At 28.7% G+C, this 17,017-nt stretch carries 16 protein-coding genes and 2 pseudogenes; 8 read left to right on the top strand and 10 right to left on the bottom strand.

Going from position 1 to position 17,017, the window contains the following annotated elements; all coding sequences use genetic code 11:
- Positions 1 to 2 precede the first annotated feature (2 nt).
- A pseudogene (locus ACXIHB_RS10310) lies at positions 3 to 362 on the bottom strand (ribonuclease H-like domain-containing protein); the annotation flags it as partial.
- 39 nt (positions 363 to 401) lie between these two features.
- On the opposite strand from ACXIHB_RS10310, the gene ACXIHB_RS10305 reads away from it, so the two are divergent.
- Positions 402 to 992, top strand: coding sequence for a recombinase family protein (locus ACXIHB_RS10305; protein WP_159616568.1), 591 nt, complete (start codon positions 402 to 404; stop codon positions 990 to 992).
- A gap of 511 nt (positions 993 to 1,503) precedes the next feature.
- Complete coding sequence (locus ACXIHB_RS10300; protein ID WP_462098193.1) at positions 1,504 to 2,889, top strand: hypothetical protein; 1,386 nt, start codon at positions 1,504 to 1,506, stop codon at positions 2,887 to 2,889.
- Between the two features lie 221 nt (positions 2,890 to 3,110).
- Here the strand turns inward: ACXIHB_RS10300 and ACXIHB_RS10295 are convergent, their stop codons facing one another.
- Positions 3,111 to 3,815, bottom strand: coding sequence for a hypothetical protein (locus ACXIHB_RS10295; RefSeq protein ID WP_159611172.1), 705 nt, complete (start codon positions 3,813 to 3,815; stop codon positions 3,111 to 3,113).
- Positions 3,816 to 3,919: 104 nt separating this feature from the next.
- Here ACXIHB_RS10295 and ACXIHB_RS10290 point away from each other — a divergent pair, with 104 nt between their 5' ends.
- Complete coding sequence (locus ACXIHB_RS10290) at positions 3,920 to 4,162, top strand: helix-turn-helix domain-containing protein (protein ID WP_159611170.1); 243 nt, start codon at positions 3,920 to 3,922, stop codon at positions 4,160 to 4,162.
- Positions 4,163 to 4,179: 17 nt separating this feature from the next.
- Here the strand turns inward: ACXIHB_RS10290 and ACXIHB_RS10285 are convergent, their stop codons facing one another.
- The 3 genes from ACXIHB_RS10285 to ACXIHB_RS10275 are packed head-to-tail and all read right to left on the bottom strand — an operon-like array spanning position 4,180 to position 5,975.
- Positions 4,180 to 4,971, bottom strand: a complete 792-nt coding sequence (locus ACXIHB_RS10285; protein ID WP_159611168.1) for an ImmA/IrrE family metallo-endopeptidase — start codon at positions 4,969 to 4,971, stop codon at positions 4,180 to 4,182.
- Positions 4,961 to 5,305, bottom strand: coding sequence for a hypothetical protein (locus tag ACXIHB_RS10280; protein ID WP_159611166.1), 345 nt, complete (start codon positions 5,303 to 5,305; stop codon positions 4,961 to 4,963). The genes ACXIHB_RS10285 and ACXIHB_RS10280 overlap by 11 nt, the downstream gene beginning before the upstream one ends.
- The gene (locus tag ACXIHB_RS10275; protein WP_159611164.1) at positions 5,292 to 5,975 is read right to left on the bottom strand and encodes an RNA polymerase subunit sigma; all 684 of its coding nucleotides are present in this window, start codon (positions 5,973 to 5,975) and stop codon (positions 5,292 to 5,294) included. Before ACXIHB_RS10275 ends, ACXIHB_RS10280 begins: the two co-directional genes overlap by 14 nt.
- A 195-nt stretch (positions 5,976 to 6,170) precedes the next feature.
- Between ACXIHB_RS10275 and ACXIHB_RS10270 the strand changes: the two genes are divergently transcribed.
- From ACXIHB_RS10270 to ACXIHB_RS10260, 3 genes are all read left to right on the top strand, one after another.
- Positions 6,171 to 6,344, top strand: a complete 174-nt coding sequence (locus ACXIHB_RS10270; protein ID WP_201284724.1) for a hypothetical protein — start codon at positions 6,171 to 6,173, stop codon at positions 6,342 to 6,344.
- A gap of 75 nt (positions 6,345 to 6,419) precedes the next feature.
- Positions 6,420 to 6,578, top strand: a complete 159-nt coding sequence (locus tag ACXIHB_RS10265) for a hypothetical protein (RefSeq protein ID WP_159611162.1) — start codon at positions 6,420 to 6,422, stop codon at positions 6,576 to 6,578.
- A 64-nt stretch (positions 6,579 to 6,642) separates the two neighbouring features.
- The gene (locus tag ACXIHB_RS10260) at positions 6,643 to 7,893 is read left to right on the top strand and encodes a hypothetical protein (protein WP_159611160.1); all 1,251 of its coding nucleotides are present in this window, start codon (positions 6,643 to 6,645) and stop codon (positions 7,891 to 7,893) included.
- Positions 7,894 to 7,996: 103 nt separating this feature from the next.
- Here the strand turns inward: ACXIHB_RS10260 and ACXIHB_RS10255 are convergent, their stop codons facing one another.
- The 3 genes and pseudogenes from ACXIHB_RS10255 to ACXIHB_RS10245 form a co-directional block, all read right to left on the bottom strand.
- Positions 7,997 to 9,610: a recombinase family protein gene (locus ACXIHB_RS10255; protein ID WP_159611158.1), complete on the bottom strand. Its 1,614-nt coding sequence runs from the start codon at positions 9,608 to 9,610 to the stop codon at positions 7,997 to 7,999.
- Positions 9,611 to 9,675: 65 nt separating this feature from the next.
- Positions 9,676 to 10,038 (bottom strand): annotated as a pseudogene (locus tag ACXIHB_RS10250) (3'-5' exonuclease family protein); the annotation flags it as partial.
- Entirely contained in the window at positions 10,028 to 11,785 is a 1,758-nt protein-coding gene (locus tag ACXIHB_RS10245; protein ID WP_462098192.1) for a DUF4153 domain-containing protein, read from the bottom strand. The pseudogene ACXIHB_RS10250 and the gene ACXIHB_RS10245, both read right to left, overlap by 11 nt.
- A 172-nt stretch (positions 11,786 to 11,957) precedes the next feature.
- On the opposite strand from ACXIHB_RS10245, the gene ACXIHB_RS10240 reads away from it, so the two are divergent.
- Together ACXIHB_RS10240 and ACXIHB_RS10235 are read left to right on the top strand one after the other, a co-directional pair.
- A complete protein-coding gene (locus ACXIHB_RS10240; RefSeq protein WP_047788022.1) occupies positions 11,958 to 12,656 on the top strand; it encodes a response regulator transcription factor in 699 nt (232 codons plus the stop codon).
- A gap of 145 nt (positions 12,657 to 12,801) precedes the next feature.
- Positions 12,802 to 13,848 carry a sensor histidine kinase gene (locus ACXIHB_RS10235; RefSeq protein WP_173359021.1) on the top strand — a complete coding sequence of 349 codons (1,047 nt, stop codon included), beginning with the start codon at positions 12,802 to 12,804 and terminating at the stop codon, positions 13,846 to 13,848.
- Positions 13,849 to 13,887: 39 nt separating this feature from the next.
- Here the strand turns inward: ACXIHB_RS10235 and purD are convergent, their stop codons facing one another.
- Positions 13,888 to 15,162 carry a phosphoribosylamine--glycine ligase gene (gene purD / locus ACXIHB_RS10230; RefSeq protein ID WP_462098191.1) on the bottom strand — a complete coding sequence of 425 codons (1,275 nt, stop codon included), beginning with the start codon at positions 15,160 to 15,162 and terminating at the stop codon, positions 13,888 to 13,890.
- Between the two features lie 150 nt (positions 15,163 to 15,312).
- The gene (locus ACXIHB_RS10225) at positions 15,313 to 16,992 is read right to left on the bottom strand and encodes a DUF6909 family protein (protein ID WP_047788019.1); all 1,680 of its coding nucleotides are present in this window, start codon (positions 16,990 to 16,992) and stop codon (positions 15,313 to 15,315) included.
- Positions 16,993 to 17,017 lie beyond the last annotated feature (25 nt).

Genomic DNA, 17,017 nt, shown 5'->3' with positions numbered 1-17,017 from the left:
TATTACACCTTTATAATATCAATTTCATTAACCAAAGGTTTATTTAAAAAGCGTAATAACAACTGAGCTACCGCTACGGTATCTCGTTCACAATACTCAACAATACGAGATAGATTTTTTTCTTGGTAATACACATTAGCAACTTCACTTCCATCGATATCTTGTTTGGGTGATGGAATTCCTAAAATAGCAGTCAGTAATTTTAAAGAAGTGTAGTGCTTATAATCGCCAAATTTCCATAAATCCATCGTATCTAAATGCGGAACCTCCCAAGGTTTTTTACCAAATAAATTGAGTTTATTAGGCAATTCAATTTGATTGATAATCATACGTCGTGCGATATACGGAAAGTCAAAAAGTTTATTTATTAGTATGTTGCATATAAATAAATATAAAACAGTATGTTAAAGGCAAAATATATAAGAGTTAGTACAAAAGAACAGAATATTGAAAGGCAAATAGAAAACAATTACACACTTTATATTGATGAAGTTTCTGGTTTAATCCCTTTTAGAGAAAGAAAATCTGCTAAAAAACTAATTGCAGATATTAAAATGAAGAAGGTTAATTTAGTTGTTATACAATCTATTGATAGATTAGGGAGAGACATATTTGATATACAGAAACAATTAAATTGGTTTATAGAAAATGGAGTTCAAATATTTTGTGAAAACATACAAATGTATTTGTTAAATAGTGATGGTTCAATTAATCTTATAACTAAACTAATAATTGATTTACTAAGCTCTATTTCTAATCTTGAAATTGAAGCTATCAGGGAAAGACAATCTCAAGGCATTAAAATTGCAAAAATTAAAGGAGTATATAAAGGAAGGAAATTAGGAGCTGTAATGAGTAAAGAGAATTATCTTAAGCGGCATAAGGATATTATATCATTATTAAATGATGGAATATCTATTTCTAAAACATCAAAACTTACAGGTAAAGCATATACAACTGTTAAGCGTGTGAAAAAAGCTTTAAGTACATAAAAATATCCATAAGGCATACAAAAAGAGCAAAGGAGATTTAATTGAATTCGTAAAAACATACAATGGTTCTTTATTAGAGTTTCAGGAGTATGTTAAAGAAAATTATCCATCGATAGATGCAGATAAGTTGACACAATTATAAGGTAAGGCATCTTAGTTGATAGCCTTACCTTACAGATATTATAACCTAAATTGTTATATCAGATTTATAAAAAAGTTAACAAAAATATGTTTCTAAAGAGTTTTTTTTAAAAAAACCATTCTTATTTTTAATCTTCCTATAAAACAATATAAATCAAACATTTAATCATTTTACCTGAAACAATTAAAATTAGGCTGTTTTAAACAGTAATATTTTTACTATAAACAAATCAATGATTTCAAAATATTATAGCTTAAATCCACTTATTTTTAACCTTATTTTACTCGTATAATGGTATCTTAGCTTAGTAAAATTATACTACTATCTATTTCCTTTTGAAAAGAAAAGTAATATTAATATTAAATAGTTATGAAACAGGTTGGATTACCCATTCCTATAAGACAAGGTGTTTTGAAATATATTGAAAATAAATTCAATAATGGAAAAGTTTTACCATATGAATACAGAGCCAAGGGTAAAGAAGAGAAAATAAAGTCTAATCTCCAAAAAGACTTAGTCATTTATTTAATTTTCTACTTGATAAAGTATACTGAAGAGGAAGGGCACGGCATTTATTTAAACTCTAAGAATCTAAAAAAGAACTTCCTATATGACTACAAACCTTATTTAAGTTTTTTGGAAGACCTTGATTTTATCATTCTTGGAAAAAAGTATATTGTTGGTAATCGATCTAATTTTTATGGGTTAACGAATACTTTTTATGATTTAGATTCAAAATATATAACTTATCAAATAACTAATGTAAACTTATTAAAGAAACTAAATGGAATAGGTCTAACTGAAGAACAAATTTTAAACAATGAATTTTGTAAAAGAGAACGTAATCATTTAGTAAAAAGTTTTGATGAAAACTTAAAAATTGACCTAGCAAAAGCTCTTGAGGAAATAAAAAATCTTAATAAACAATTAGTGGATTTTAATAGTATAACTATCTATCAATATCAAAGTCAAGTATGGAGTTATAATATAAAAAAAAACACAGATAACAGGCTACATACTATAATAACTAGGACAAATAAAAAACTACTAAAACATATAACTTATAGAGGTAAAAGACTGGGCGAAATTGATTTTAAAACAAGTCAACCATTATTTTTATTTTTGATGCTAAAAAGTGTTTTTGAAAAACCTTATAATAATGTTATTAACACATTTATATCCAAAAAACTAGGTGCTGAGCTAATTAAAAAATTAAAAGATAATGGTATTAATTTAGATGAACTAAATGAATTTGGTAACATTATAATCAATAAAGATATTTATCTACATGTAGCTGAGAATATAAAAATCAACCCCAAAACAGACCTTGGTTTTTACTATATAGATAAATCTAGTAAAGAATTTTCTGAAAAATATTTTGATACTAAAAGAGACTTAATAAAAAATGTGGTGATGAGAAGTCTTTACAATGGTAAAGGAGATGAGGTGTATGAGTTCAGAAAACTATTTCCATCAATTTTTGATTCAGTGAATATTATAAATAAATATAAAAAGGTGTCTCAATCTAAAAATAACTTATCTCATTTTTTACAGAGTTTCGAAGCTCATGTTATTTTAGATTTGATAGCTAAAGAGGTTGACTGTAGGTTTAAGAAAATTCCATTGTTCTCAAAGCATGATTCATTAATAACATACAACTCCATAATAGATGAAGTACAAAATTTTGTTATAAGTAGATTTAAATATTATTTTAATATAGAAAATGATAGGCTAATCACTAAAAAAAGTTGGTGATTGTACAAAAAGAACACTAAAATAATATAGAATATAATTTATAGATATAACATAATATTTTACCTATACTATATATGTGGCGTGTTTATGAATAATCGTTTTCAAATTGTTATTTTTTAGGGTAGTATAACTTTAAGATTTTTTACCACAAAATATCAGTAATTTAGGGTATACATTATTATATTTTCTTATTAATATTTAAAGTATACCCTAAATTATTACTAAAGTAAGATTTTATCAAACAATTCTAAACTAATCTCAAAATACTCTTTATCTAATTTCTCTTTAGAATAACCACATTCAGTGGGAAGTTTGAATCTAACAACAGGTTTTCCATCTATAACTTGTGAATTATAACTTAAGCAATAATCTTTATAGGTAGTGTTTTGTAATAAGTTTTGAATCTTAAATAATATATTTTCAGTGTTATATGAGTAATTTCCTCCTAGTGAGTTATACTTATCTGTAATAAAACCTTTAAGTTTTGTTCTAATTTCATAAGTAACACCATCTTGTTTACTTATTCTATTTTTTAAATTCAAGTATTGATTTTTTCCTAGTATGAAAACATGGGTTTGATTCTCTTTAATCCAGTCTTTTTTAATGTATGGATATTTGTACTCACCACTTAATTTTTCATAAATGAATACATAATATTCTTTTTGATTATAATTCAATTTTGAAAATTGAATCCATTTAAAATTTTGGGATAAATGACTAACCCAAAAAGATTCTACCTTTTGATAGTCTATAGCATTTCTATTTTCTACCCATTGATTTGTTTTATAACTCAAGCACCAACCTTTTGCTTCGACAATTTTCTCTGAGTTTTTTACAAAAGTTAATCTTTCTTGATTTTTCCTACTTTGTGCATTTGAAGTTATAGTTAATAAAAAAACTACTGTAATACATAAATTGATTCTCATAATTTATTTTTTAATTATTTATTGCAAAAGTAATAAAAATGCCGAGTAAACAATCCCTTGTTAACACGGAATAGTATTCATATTGACGGCTAAATAAATTAGGTATGGCAGTTAATAAGAAGAAACCTCATCCAGAGGTGTTAAAATTTGGAGAAACCATCTTTAAACTTAGAAAAGAACGAGGGCTTTCTCAAATGGATTTAGGAGCTTTGTTAGGTATTGATAGAGAGAATATTAGGAAATACGAAAAAGGCTTACAGGAGCCCAGATTGAGAACCATAATTAAATTTGCAGAAGCCTTTCAGATTGATTTTAATGAGTTATTAGGAATAAAAGAAAGGAGGTAAATATTTAAATTCTAATTTTAGTCTTCCCAAATTATACTTAAGGCTTTGTTTTTATAAGTTATACAATGTTCATAAAATTTTTGCTGTATGTTGTCATCTTTAACGTATTTAAAGCAATCGATAGCCCATATTTCTTCAGTTTTAAAAACTTCAGTATCTATGTTAAGAAAATACTCGCCAATTACTGTATTTTTAGGAACAATATCATCGTTTATTAAATACTTATAAGGAAAGTCATCACTATAATGTGTCCATTTTACCTTACCACTTTCCGCAAAAATTATGAATAAAGGGTGTTCGCCAATACTTGCATATCTAAACGCGCATGCAGTTCTACTTACATTATACTCTTCTTTAAGAGAATCAATTAATTGGATATCAAATTTCTTATTGAATATATCTTTTTTGAATCTTTCCTCTGGCATTAACAGACAAGAGGCAAAATAATCAGCTTCTCTTTCTATTTTGTTATATTGTTTATTATTTGTAAAAGAAGGATGTGGTTCTAATAAACCTTGAGTTAAACCTATTCTATGTGAGTCTATAAAATAATGTCCTAATTCATGCGCAGTCGTAAATCGACCTCGTGGTGAGTTTATCTTATTCCCATTATCCTTATTAATATGTATAGAAAATGAATCATTGTGAAATAAAGTCATACCATCAAAAGTATTTCTCCCATAATTATCATAATAGATGTCTAAAGATTCATCTTCAATGATTTTTTCTAAAGGAGTAATTTTACTATTATATTGTAGAGCAATAAACTCAGCTAGCTTTTTTATTTGACTTCTTGAGCTACTTACCATCTTTACCTTTCTGATGATTCTTTTTCATTTTATCTATAATATGTTGAGGTATTTTCTTTTGCCCCTTTCTTGCAACCATTTTTAATGTTTCTATTTCCTCATCCATTGGATCAATTTTTAGATTAAAGACTTTGATTTTTCTAACGACTTTATTATTTATTATAGAACTAACATCTATTGATTTGTCTTCTAGTTCATATGGATAATTTTCATAAAGCTTTTCAAAACGGTCTAGTTGCTTATCAGACACGGGGTATAAAAAACCTAACGATGAAAGCCAATCATCTAGATTTTCATTTGTCACCTTTCCTATATGATTCTTACCTATTGCCATTTAAATCATTTATATAACTTTTTACTTGTTCTACAGCCTCTTTCTTATAAACCCTTATTGAGTTTTGGGTTAATTGAAGTTGTTCTCTTAATTTAGCGGATAACTTTCTAGGAATATTTTTCCCTTGTCTTTCATATGCTTTATAGGTAAGGTAAATAATTTTATGTTTTGGAGTTAACCTACTCAAAGCACTTTCTATTACTTCGAATCTAATTCTAAGATCTCTTTTTGCTTCTACATTTATTATACCCTTATGTTCTAGTAAACCATCTATATCATTTATTAAAGATAAGTCTTCTTCTTCATCTGGTTGAGCACAAGTATCATTATCTTTTAACATTACCAGTTGAGTCCAGAGAATACGAATCATCCATTTAATTATAGCTTTATTGACGTTTTTAACTCTAGCTTGTTCTAGTTTAAAAGTCGGGTATTTCCATACTCTAGCAAATGTGCAGTTAGCCAGTTCGAGTGCAACAGTAGCACTATAATTAAACTTATTAGCATAAATTTCTGCTTTTCTAATAATGCTTCTTTCAAATCGTAAACAAAATTCCGTAAAAGCTTTTTCAGCTTCTTTAGGAAACTCCTCTTTCCAAGAAATATACTCTAAAAGCTCAATACTTGGGGTGTTTCTAAAATCTACTTCTTCAATTTCAATTGTTTTCATCTATATACCTAAAAGCGTTAGTAACGGATTTAGTATGTATATGAGAGTGACTCTCATAAGTTTAAATCAGCTAGTATTTAGACTGTTAAAATAAAGAAAATTTGGTTTAAAAGCATGAGGGGAAACCGTAAAATGACTAAGTCTTTCGGTCAATATATGTGAGAGACATATTATTAATTTAAAACTTTAGATAAAATGGCTACAAATCCACCAAAAGATAGTAGTAGAAAGGGAGCAGTAAGAGATCGCTCTCAAGTTTTTAATCCAAAGACTAATAAGTGGGTTAAAAGAGATTCTAACACAGGAAGGTTTATGGATGTTAAGACATCAAGTGACAAACCTTTTAAAGGTGTTAGAAAAGAAAAGTGATAGTATAATCTTTATTTATACTCGTCCAAGTTTCTAGGTCGATAAGTTAGGAGCAACCTAAATAAATTATAGTTGATGAAAAAGAACATCATTATTTCAGAAAATAAGGTGAGCGTATGCCATAATAACAACTGTTTAAATATCAAAGGTGAAAATGCAAAAATTGTAACCTTTGGTATTGCTTTATTCTTAGTTGTTTCGGGGATATCTACTTTATTAGAGGCTTCAAAGTAAGCCAAAGGTTAAAGCCCCATAAGGGGCTTGTTAAATAAATTATTAATATTTAAAAATTAAAATAATGACTTACGAAGTTGGCTCAAGAGAGCATTTTTATTATTCAGAATTATCTCCAAGTGATAATGGAGTAAAGGTTAAGGACGCCTTAAAATTAATCGAAAATAGTCCTTATTATGATGAAGTTTATGAAAGCATGAGAATTAAACCTATTGAGAATGAGTTTATCCCAATAAAAGGAGCAACGAGTCTTATTAAGCTTGTTATGCAAATGGATAAAAGGTTCACAAAATTTGATATAACATCTAAATTAAAAGATGTCAAATGTAGCGGTTTATTGGATACAAAAAATGCAGTGTTAGAATTTTCAAACGTAGAAGACATTGAAGCTCTTAAAATAACAGGATCTGATATTTTTAAAGCTACTACAAGATATTCTGTTAAATCTGATTACCTAGATAAAATTTATAATGCTGATAAGTATTTAAACTATTGTCACAATAGAGGTTATGAGGAGTTTATTAAGGAAAGTTTAGAGTACATAGAAGAGAACAATGAAGATTCTGAATTGGATAAGCAGTTTAGATTATTGAAAAGCAGAAGCAATGATTGTTATGTTAGAGCTATAACCTCAGTTGATAGTTATAAAGATTATAATATTAGGTTTTCTGTGTTTATTGCTTTGATATCATTATACAGATTAACTAAAAGCCATAAAGAAGAATACTATGTTAGATATTCTAGTGCAAGTGAGTCAGATATAAGAGTAGTTTTTAGAAGAAATGAAAGAAAGAAGGTTACTAATGGTATTGAAGTTGGTTTTGAATTAGAACTAGTAAACGATGAGATTAAGAGAGAGGCGGTTAAGTTTAATGGGTTGTTTAGTATTGTATATGATAACACTAAAACAGTCTCTTTAAAACCAGATATTAATGCAAAGATTATTAATTTTTCACATAAAATAGGTGTAAAAAAAGTAGCTAACTTACTTAAAGGTTTACCTGAGGCAATTGATGAATTTATAGCAGTAATGTATAATGATATTAAGTTTGTCAATAAGTCAAAATCACCCGAAGAATTAAAAAAATATTTATACCTTAAAGTGAAAAACTCTAAGCAAAAGGAGTTTAGAGAGAAGTATAAAAAAGAGGTTCAAAAAATGATTGAAGAAGAGAATGTAAACACCTTCTATCAGTTATTAGATTTAATGAATAAAGTAGATTTATTGATTGATGATTCAGATATTAAAGCTAAAGATTATTGGAAATACAAACTGTATGAAGTTCTTGTAAAAGGAAAAAGAGATAGTCAATAAGTTATCCAACTAATTAAAACTACTAAAAAAATGGAATTACTTAATCTGTTTTTACTATTAAAAAATGCGTGGCAATAGACCCTTATTGTCACGTGTTTTCCCCTTATGACATATTAGTTCCTAAGCTACCAATACCTTTAATTTTGTCTTTATACTCTTTAGAGTTGAAATAATCTTCGACCTCTAAATTATATCTAGGATTTTGATGTTCATATATTAAAGCTTCTAAATCTGTATCACTAAAACAGCGTTTAGTTATTATTCCTGTTTTAAATGGGCTATCAAATTTAACATCTTTTCCTTTATTTTTTCTCTTAATCCAACCTAATTCAGTTCCATTTATTTTAGGTATTTTGTATTTAACTACATCTTGTATGTTAATAATTACAAAGTTTTCGTCTACTTCAACACATTCTAGTATATCTTGAATTTGAACTTTGAAAGTCTTTAAATCGTTACTAAAGTGTTTGGGTTTTGATTTTAAAGCTTTTTTAAAAGAGTTGTTTTTTTCTAAGCAATTATTTAATTTAAGTTCTATGGTTTTTAATTGCTTTTCATAGTTATCATTGGTTTTTTCGTAAATAACCTCTTTAACTTTCCCTTTAAGGAATCTATCATAGTTTTGTAATTGAGCAGATTCAGTTGTTGACTGTTGTATCTTCAGGTCTTCAATATATTTAAGGTTTTCTGCTATTTTATTTTGTAAATCTTCTTTAAATTTTTTGTCGTTAACTTTTTCAGTATGTTTTTCAACAACATATCTAATCATTTGGAAAAGCCAAGGTCTATTAACACTAATACCAGAGCATTTTTGACTACATTTATAAAGGTTTGAACGACTTTTAGGGACAATGTATTGATATAATGGTTTACTGCAGTTGTAGCACTCAATTTTGCCTTCTAATATATTCTCATAAACTCTGTGTCGTTTAGTAAAAACTTTTCTACTGTTTAGAAACTTATTTGCTAATTCCCATTTTTCTTTACTTACAATTGCATCCACCTTTATAATTTCTCCTAAATACATTCTTTCGCCTTTGTAAAACGGGTTTTTGATAATACCACTTATAGTTTTTGAGTTTATGTTAGTACCGAACTCTTCTTTTATTTTTTTTGAGATAAAATATAAAGTAGTGTTTTTAGATGCCATTTCGTACATCCTCCTTACAATTGGAGCTTGATTTTCATCTATAATAGGTCTTCCATCTTTTCCTTTTTTATAACCTGTTATTTTATCACTAAAAGCTAAACCCTTTTTTGCACTGGCTAATAACCCTCCTTTAATTCTCTTAGATAACAACCTGTTTTCATTTTCAGCCATACTACCTAAAATAGATATTATAATACTAGATTCAGGACTTTTTAAACCATTTTCATCTAGTGTTGAAAGATTTAAGTCCATGAAATGAATATTTACCCCTAATTGAGAAAAATCTTCTATAATACTCTGAACTTCATGGTTTTTTCTGCCTAACCTAGAAACCTCATGAACTAGAAGGTTTTTAACGTTGTTATTATCATCTAATAAAAACTTCTTTAATTTTTTGAACCCTGTTCTTTCGTTAATGTTAGACTTAGTAGCAGAAATTTTATCTTCAAAAAATTTTACAATTTGTAAGTCTTTTTTTTGGGAGAAACTTTTTAATTCATCTTTCTGTCTATCTACATCCTGGTCTTTTGAGGACACTCTAACATATGATACCGCTAAGCTTTTCATTTTTAAAAAATTAATATAGCAACGAAGTTAATATTTTTATGCTAGATATAAATATTTTTGGATAATTCTTTACCGTTGTGTGCACATAAAAGATGGTTTGGATGATTAAAGTGTGTGTCTAACAAATTTTTAAAATCAACCAAAAGCTTGTGTTCATTATCACCATAAAAAGAGGTAACTCGAAGTTGGTTTTCACCTTTACGTTCTACAAAATACCCGACTGAAATACAGATTATTTTCCCAAACTCAGCCCAAATACCAGCTCGATGGTAAAACTCTTCAGGAGTAAATTCATCTTTACGTTGATATTGTGTTTTTAAAGCATACAACTCTTTCATTTCAGGAGATAAATCAGCAAACAATTCTACTTCAGGAACGGTTTCAATATCTAAAAACAAGATGTTTTGTAAGTTGATTTTATTCAGCATTTTTTTCTTTGATTAAGGCGTAAATATCAGCGTTAGATAAATAATTTTCGGTAGCACCATCATCTATTTTTGACAAGCTAATACTTTTGAAAATAAACTTTACACTTAGTGTTTTAAAATGCTGTTCAATAGTCATTAAATTAGGTGATATATTATGGTTTTTTTGTTGAGCCTTAAGTTTTTTTATCATTTCAGAACAATTAACTTTCCCTATTAAGATCTCATTTTTAGTTATTTCAACAATATTTGATTCTTTACTTAAAGAAAAATGATATCCATTTATAGAATTTTGTTTTTTATATCTGTTGATATAAAGTTTCTTTAAAATATCGTAGTTTTTAATGTTAATAGCATTATTTTCATCAATACTATAGTAATGATTTGTATAGGGGTGAGTTACATTATCAGTTACTTTTATATCTAAACTATCCATTAATCTATTTTGTAATTGCCAACGACTATCAGTTTTAAAAGTTGTTTTTGGGTTATAACCTAAGATGTTCTTTACTTTATGCAATTCATGTTTATTGTTTAAGTATCTAATAATAGAACGAAGTTGATTTTTCTTTTCAAACGTGGTAGAAAAGTTATCTTTTTTAATATCAGTATATACCTTTTCAAATCGAAGAAGTTGACTTTTAGTTGATACCGAAAAAACGCCCCAAAACCCAAAAGAAACTAGAAAAGTAATAAGAGCCAAACTAAAAGGAAATATCTTAATTTTTTTACGTTTACTAAAAAGTATGTAGAGGCACATGGCTAAAATCCAACAAGCTAAAACAAATACGAAATAACGGTTTTCGGTGATACCATATTCATTAATACGTCTAAAAATGGCAATAAAAAGTAAAACAATTAACGGTAATAATAAATAATAAAACCAGGGATAAAACTTTTTAATTGTGCGAGAATCTATAGTTTTTTGAATAGGATTGATAAGTATTTGAACAATAAACCCTAAGAAAGAAAGAGCAATAACTAAATAAGAAACCCATCCTTTAGGCAAGTTCCAGTTAATCACTATTTTTAAACTATAGGCATATAAAATGATAAGGTATAAAATTACTAGCGGAATTAAGATGTACTTAACCAATACCTCTAAAGCTTTGGTGTAGTTAATAGCAAGTTGATTATGAACATCTTTTGGAAAATCAGAAAGATAAATCCAGGTATTTATAATTCCTATGCAAAACACAAAAACCTGAAAAAATCGTTCTCCTTTAAAATCAATAGCAAACAAATGTTTAATAGCCAGAAGTGCTAATACAATTCCTAAATATAAAATCAGAGAGAAAAAAAGACTTCTAACTAAGGCTATAAAAAGGGATTTTAAATAATTAAAATACGCAGATTTATTCCAACTGAATATGAAAGGAGTTACCATTACAAGTAAATGCCCAGTTATGAAGTAAAGAACAAAACGAATGATTGAGTTTTGATGAATTTCAAAACCATCAACCTCAATACTAATATAGAATAGGCTTAGAAAACCTAAAGTTAGTAAGAATATCCAAGTTTTATCTTTTTTAAATTGTTCTTCAAAAAAACGAGTTGCAATCAACCAACTAACTCCTAAGATAAAAGTTAAAATAACCTTGCCGTAAAAAGCATTATCAAAAGTATCAGTTTCAATTGCAAATAACGTAAATAAGGTACCTACAATTGCCCAGAACAATGTTATAGGGAACCGCTTAAAAGTATTTTTAGCTCTGGAAGTAATTTCCCCAAGAGAAGAAATGATTTTCATAGTAAACAATTTGTATAAAGATACAAAAACGACAAAAAATGAAAAACAAAAGATTTCTTGTATTTCTTTTAAGCAAAAGTTTAGTAAATATTAAATGAACGTTAAGTTAAGCATGCATATAAAGGGTTTATTTTTTTATGATTACTTTTGAGTAACACAATAAAAATGAATAATGAACACTAGCGACATTAAAATTTTACTAGTTGATGATGAACCAGATATCTTAGAAATTGTAGGATACAATTTAAAATCAGAAGGATATCAGGTTTTTACTGCAAATAATGGTGCAGAAGCTGTTAAAACAGCAAAAAAAGTAACTCCACATTTAATTTTATTAGATATTATGATGCCTGAGATGGATGGTATCGAAGCGTGTGAAAAAATTAGAAACGTAAAATCTCTCGAAGACGTTATAATTTCTTTTTTAACCGCTAGAGGAGAAGACTACTCACAAGTAGCAGGTTTTGACGCTGGAGCAGACGACTATATAACTAAACCAGTAAAACCAAAAGTGCTAATAAGTAAGGTTAAATCTTTACTACGTCGTTTAAAGACAGAAGAAAAAGCAGATACTACTACAAAAATTGGAGATATAGTCATCAATAGAGATGAATATGTAGTTTTTAAAGGAGAAGAAAAAATATCTTTACCAAGAAAAGAATTTGAACTATTCTCTTTATTAACTTCAAAACCAGGAAAAGTATTTAAAAGAGAAGTTATTTTAGACAGTGTTTGGGGAAATGAAGTAGTTGTAGGGGGGAGAACTATAGATGTACACATACGTAAACTCCGAGAGAAAATAGGAGATCACTATTTTAAAACAGTAAAAGGAGTTGGATACAAGTTTGTGCTAGACGAAACAGACAAATAATTTTTAAACTCAAAAATTAATAAGTAGATTGCTAGCTAGCAATCTATTTTTTTATCATGAAATGAGCTATAATAATTCTTGATATTATGCAAGATAACTATTAGCGAATTACATCTGATATTTAAAAAGAATAGAAAATAAACAGATGAAAAAAATAAAAAAAACATATAACTACGCACTTTGGTCGGCTTTATACTCAACACTATTATCTATAGTTATAGCAGTATTATCGTATTTATTTTTATTAAATAGCTTAGGAGTAATAACCATTGTAATTTTTGGTATTGCAATGTTTATCATCTCTTTTTTCGTAATTCAATATAGAGCAGAACACTTTATTTACCAACGAGTAAAAAAGATGTATGAAGATATCTCTATTTTAGATGTGAATGACTTAAAAAGAAATAAAGTAACTACAGATATAGAAGCGTTAACCAAAAGTGTACAAGAATATGTAGAAGGTAAGAGTGAAGAAATTGCTAGTTTAACACAACGAGATTCATTTCGTCGAGACTTCTTAGGTAATGTTGCTCATGAGTTAAAAACGCCACTTTTTACCGTACAAGGCTATATTTTAACCCTTATTGAAGGAGCTGCTGAAGACAAAGAAATTCTTGAAAAATATTTAGAAAGAGCTAATAAAGGAGTGGAAAGATTAACCTCAATTGTGAAAGATTTAGATATGATTGCTAAGTTAGAAACAGAGGGAATGAAAATGAATATGCAAACTTTTAACATTATTGAGCTAATTCAAAACGTATTTGACTTGTTTGAAATGAAAGCAAAAAAGAGAAATATTACATTGCGTTTTGATCGTGTGTATGACTTTCCGCATTTGGTAAAAGGTGATGTTGAGCGAATAGAACAAGTGTTAATTAACCTTGTTGTAAATTCTATTAAATATGGTAGAGTGGGAGGAATTACTACTGTAAGTGTTGAACCCTATAACCAGCATAAGCTTATCATTAAAATAAATGATAATGGTGAAGGAATAAAGCAAGAACACCTTTCACGTTTATTTGAGCGTTTTTATCGTGTAGATCAAAGTAGGTCTCGTGAACAAGGAGGGTCTGGATTAGGACTTTCTATTGTTAAGCATATTATTGAAGCACATAATGAAACAATTCTTTTAAAGAGTGTACATGGTCAAGGTTCTGAATTCTCGTTTACGCTAGAAAAAGCAATGAAATAAAAAAAGGAGTTGATAGTCAACTCCTTTTTTTATTGTTATTTATTTTAAATCGAACCCAATATCTTTTCGATAATTCATTTTATCAAAAGTTATTTTATCAATGTTTTTGTATGATTTTTCTAAGGCTTCTTCCATAGAATCTCCAAAAGAAGTAATTGCCATAACACGTCCACCACTAGTAACTACTTTACCATCTTTTAAAGTAGTTCCTGCATGAAAAACAATAGAATCTTCCACAGTATTAAAACCTGTAATTTCTTTTCCTTTTTCGTAAGCTTCAGGATATCCACCAGAAACTAACATAACGGTAGTTGCTGTTTGTGGAGTAACTTCATATGATTTTTCTCCTAAAGTTTGCGTTGCAACTCCTTCAAATAAATCGACTAAATCTGATTGTATACGAGGTAGTACTACTTCTGTTTCAGGATCTCCCATACGAACATTGTATTCAACAACAGATGGATTTCCATTATCATTCATCAATCCGATAAAAATAAATCCTCTATAATCAATACCGTCTTTTTGCAAACCGTTTATCGTTGGTTTAACGATTAATTCTTCCACTTTCGTTAAAAAATCATCTGTAGCAAAAGGAACCGGAGAAATAGCGCCCATACCGCCTGTATTTAGCCCTGTATCGCCTTCTCCAATACGTTTGTAATCTTTAGCAGAAGGTAAGATTTTATAATTTTTTCCGTCAGTTAAAACGAAAACAGATAATTCAATTCCCTTTAAAAATTCTTCAATAACGACTGTTGATGAAGCGCTTCCAAATTTTTGATTAGAAAGCATTTCTTCTAATTCAGCTTTGGCTTCGTCTAAATTATTTAAGATTAAAACTCCTTTTCCAGCAGCTAATCCATCCGCTTTTAATACATAAGGAGCGCCTAAGCTTTCTAAGAATTTTTTTCCTTCAGCTAAGGTTTCAGTAGTAAAAGATTGGTAACGAGCTGTTGGAATGTTGTGTTTTTCCATAAATTGCTTCGAAAAATCTTTACTTCCCTCTAATAAAGCACCATCTTTTTTAGGTCCGATTACAGGAATGTTTTTCAACTCTTCATCTGCTAAGAAAAAGTCGTGAACTCCTTCAACTAAAGGTGCTTCAGGACCTACAACTACCATGTTGATGTCGTGTTGTAAAACGGTTTCTTTTACCTGTGCAAAATCAGTTGGATTAATGGCTACATTTTTAGCAATTGCATCAGTTCCTGCATTACCAGGAGCTACAAAAAGGTTGTTGATTTTCGTGCTTTCTGAAAGTTTTTTAGCAAAGGCGTGTTCTCTACCGCCCGATCCTAAAATTAGAATATTCATTGTGTGTGTTGTTGTATTGTAGGTGCAAATATAAAATAAGAAAAAAGGCTATGAACAAAACCAGTCTTTAAAATTGCATAAAAAAGCATCATTTCATTTGAAATGATGCTTTTTTGTAGTATAACTAAGTTTTTGATAGTCGTTCTATGACTAAAATATTTGTTCTAGTATCTTTTGTGTAATAGCGTAAGTTGGTGTTACTCCACTCATTCCAAGACCTCCAGAAGCAAGTGTAGCACCAGTTTCTAGCGGGTTGTCAGAAGCATAATACGCATAACGTACTTTCACATTTTCTGAAATATTTCCTCTAATTTTCGAGGCAGATTGAATGGCTTTTTGGTAGTGTGCACCTTCCATTTCTAATCCAATTACATCCCAAGTTGAATCGTGGAAGAATCGTAGTAAATCTTTATTTTGTAATGAAGTTCCTAACACAGTAATCATTGCACCATCAAAAACGTGAACACCAAAACCTTCTAAATCTTCTTTTGATAATTCGTTTTTAAATGGATAGTTATCAGCAGTTCCCTCAAAAATATGTGAAGAAGGAATCATAATATCTCCTTTGCCACCTTCTAAAATACCTGCTTTTCCCATGATAGAAACAGATTGAACATCTAAATGAATTTTTTCTCCTTTTGTTTTATAAGGCTTTAACAATTCATCCATAGTTTCAAAAGCCTGTTCACCAAAGGCATAGTCCATCACAATAATTACAGGGTCTTTTCCAATAGAATTAACTTTGTTAAAAGAGTTCGTTTCAAAATTAATTTTTTGGGTATCAATTACCTGAACATTAATGTTAGTCCCAGATGTATCTTTGATATATATCAGTCCGTTTTCGGAAGCATAATTTTTAACGGCAGACTGTAAAGTACTGCTATTAGCATTACTCAATACTTCAAAAAGTTGAAAATCTTTATGTTTTTTAGCTTCTTTTGGTAAAGCATTTTGAGCGTAAATACTATTCATTACACTGTGCATGTTTGCACTAATGATATGGATAGGACGTTCTATTAACTCGTTGTCTAACAATACTTTTTTAATATTGTTAGCCCACATTTCTCCATAATAATGGTGTCCTATTTCTTGAGTTAGAACAGAACTGAATTTAATAGAACGTTTTTGGTCATACAGTGTTTCATTAATAGCTAATTTACCTAACCAGTAAATTAGATGGAAAAACCTGTTAGGGTTCTCTTTTGTTGAAAATGTGTTATAAGCATCATATACCTCATCGTAAGTTCTTCCTAAAATATTACCAAGATGTACAACAATTACATCTTTTTCTTCATCCGTAAGTGTTTTATTGTGTATTACAATATCTTCTAATAATAGCCATTCACGAATAAAGCTTTCTCCATTATTAAAAACTACACGGTCTTTAATTTTGTGAGATTCAATAAATAGAAAAGTTAAGTGTGTAAGAATATCGTAAATTTCTGAGCGTCCTCTAGTAATTTCAATATTCATTTGATCTTTATCAATGCGATAGCAATTTCTCCTTCTTTTAGGAGGAACGATAGCCTTAAATTTTGAGTTACGATATCCCTCATCTGCGGTTAAATATATAAACTGACATTCTTCAATTCCTTCAGGTAAGCGTTCAATAACGTATACCAGTCCGTTTAACTCAGTTTTGTTTTCTGCAATAGAACCATAAATTTCTGGACGTAAAGATAATAGTGATTTTCGTAAGGTTTCACCAGAAACACCCATTGGTTTGTAAAAACCGCGACTAAATAAGTGTCGCATTGAAATGTATAAACGCTCAATAGCATTTGTAGATTCTTGGGCTCTTGTACGTTCTTTTAGGATAGGTTTTGACATATGTTTTTAAAGTACAAATATACAA

This window comes from Tenacibaculum sp. IMCC1, assembly GCF_054906355.1.
Note: the sequence above shows the minus strand (reverse complement) of the source record. Positions and strands in the feature narration are given on the sequence as shown.